Source organism: Oscillibacter sp. UBA6647, assembly GCA_002455655.1.
Classification (GTDB): domain Bacteria; phylum Bacillota; class Clostridia; order Oscillospirales; family Oscillospiraceae; genus Oscillibacter.
Genome location: DKLF01000102.1, coordinates 9003 through 10825, shown reverse-complemented (window position 1 = coordinate 10825; position 1823 = coordinate 9003). Strand labels below are relative to the sequence as shown.

3 protein-coding genes are annotated in these 1823 nt (G+C 57.1%); all 3 read right to left on the bottom strand.

From position 1 onward, the window contains the following. Positions 1-97: 97 nt before the first annotated feature. Positions 98-238, bottom strand: coding sequence for an LDCC motif putative metal-binding protein (locus B2W96_RS07740; protein ID WP_293009711.1), 141 nt, complete (start codon positions 236-238; stop codon positions 98-100). Positions 239-448: 210 nt separating this feature from the next. Continuing rightward, entirely contained in the window at positions 449-853 is a 405-nt protein-coding gene (atpC, locus tag B2W96_RS07735) for an ATP synthase F1 subunit epsilon (RefSeq protein ID WP_293009710.1), read from the bottom strand. A 36-nt stretch (positions 854-889) separates the two neighbouring features. Next, on the bottom strand, positions 890-1823 hold a 934-nt coding region (gene atpD / locus B2W96_RS07730; RefSeq protein ID WP_293009709.1), incomplete at its 5' end, for a F0F1 ATP synthase subunit beta.

The following is a 1823-nucleotide window of genomic DNA, read 5'->3' as shown; positions in this document are numbered from 1 at the left end:
TGGCGCTGGGCAGCGGTGCCCAAACCAACCGTCAGGCGTTTGGCATCATGAGAAAGGGAGCGCACCGGAGGTGCTTGCATGGTCCGCCGTGCGTCAATCAATTGTGATGGCGGCTGTTGTTCTGACGGTTTAATTTGCAGCAATCGGGTGTTGAATTACCAAATAACTGCTGATTCGATTTTGCCATCCGGTTCAGATAATTCTGAAAGGCCTTTTTCAAATTTTCCCAAAGTTTCATATATCCGTTCCTCCTTATCAAATCTTATGGATTTACAGTAGCATGCAAGTTTGTAGAAGTTATGTAGAACGTTCTCTTCCGCCTGCATTCCTAAACCCGCATTATAAAATTTAATTTCCAACGCGTGATTGCACGAACCCCCCGGCCTATGTCAAAACGGCTCCGAAGCCCCCCGGTATAATACACCGGAGGGCTTCGGGAATTTGAGTTTTACCGGCGGCCCCGGGTCTTCAGTCTCGCCATTGCCCGGGCCAGAGACGCCTTGGAGTTATAATACTCCGCAATACTTTGCTTGTGGCGCAGGCGTTCCTCGGCCCGCTGCCGGGCTTCCTCCGCCCGCTTGAAATCAATCTCCTCCGGATGCTCCGCAGACGCCACCAGCATAATGACATAATCCGGCGTAATCTCCGCGAAACCGCCGCTCACAACGGAGGGATACCAGACGTTCTCCGCCTGATAGCGCACCTCGCCGGGCTCCACGGCCACCACCGTGGCCTCATGCCCGGGAAGAATGCCGTATTGCCCATCCTGAATGGGCAGTATCAGCGCCTGCGCTTCTCCGGTATAAAACTGGCGGTCAACAGTAACGATCTCCAGATAAAAGGTTTTTTCCATGATTCATCTGCCCTTTCTCACGAACGCTCCCGCCGCTTACGAAACGCCCAGCTCTTTCGCCTTTTCGGCCACCTCGTCCACCGTGCCCATCATGCTGAACGCGGCCTCGGGAAAGCGGTCTGTCTCGCCGCCCAGAATCGACTCGAAGCTGCGCAGCGTATCCTCCAGCTTGACATAGCGCCCCTTCAGGCCGGTAAAATTCTCCGCCACGGAGAACGGCTGGGAGAGAAACTGCTGCACCTTCCGTGCGCGCTCCACAGTCAGTCGGTCGGACTCGGACAGCTCCTCCATGCCGAGGATGGCAATGATGTCCTGCAGCTCGCTGTATCGCTGCAAAAGCTCCTGCACCGCCCGGGCGGCATTGTAATGGCGCTGGCCCACAATGTCCGGCTCCAGAATGCGGGAGGTGGATTCCAGCGGGTCCACCGCAGGGTAAATTCCCATCTCCACGATTTTGCGGGAGAGCACCGTGGTGGCGTCCAGATGGGCAAACGTAGTGGCGGGGGCGGGGTCCGTCAGGTCGTCGGCAGGGACATAAACCGCCTGCACGGAGGTAATGGCCCCGTCTTTCGTGGAGGTAATCCGCTCTTGCAGCATGCCCATTTCGTTGGCAAGCGTGGGCTGATAGCCCACGGCGGAAGGCATCCGCCCCATGAGGGAGGACACCTCGCTGCCCGCCTGAATATACCGGAAGATGTTGTCGATAAACAGCAGCACATTTTGCTTTTCGTGGTCGCGGAAATACTCCGCCATGGTCAGCCCCGTCAGGGCCACGCGCATTCTGGCTCCGGGCGGCTCGTTCATTTGCCCGAATACCAGGGCCGTCTTGGACAGGACCCCGGAATTTGCCATCTCATGCCACAAATCGCTGCCCTCCCGGGTGCGCTCACCCACGCCGGTGAACACAGAATAGCCTCCATGCTCCGTGGCGATGTTGTGAATCAGCTCTTGAATCAGCACGGTTTTTCCC

Bases quoted from the DNA above. Each gene is read 5' to 3' on its own strand.
- B2W96_RS07740 (WP_293009711.1), bottom strand. From the start codon at position 238: ATGAAACTTTGGGAAAATTTGAAAAAGGCCTTTCAGAATTATCTGAAC.
- atpC (WP_293009710.1), bottom strand. From the start codon at position 853: ATGGAAAAAACCTTTTATCTGGAGATCGTTACTGTTGACCGCCAGTTT.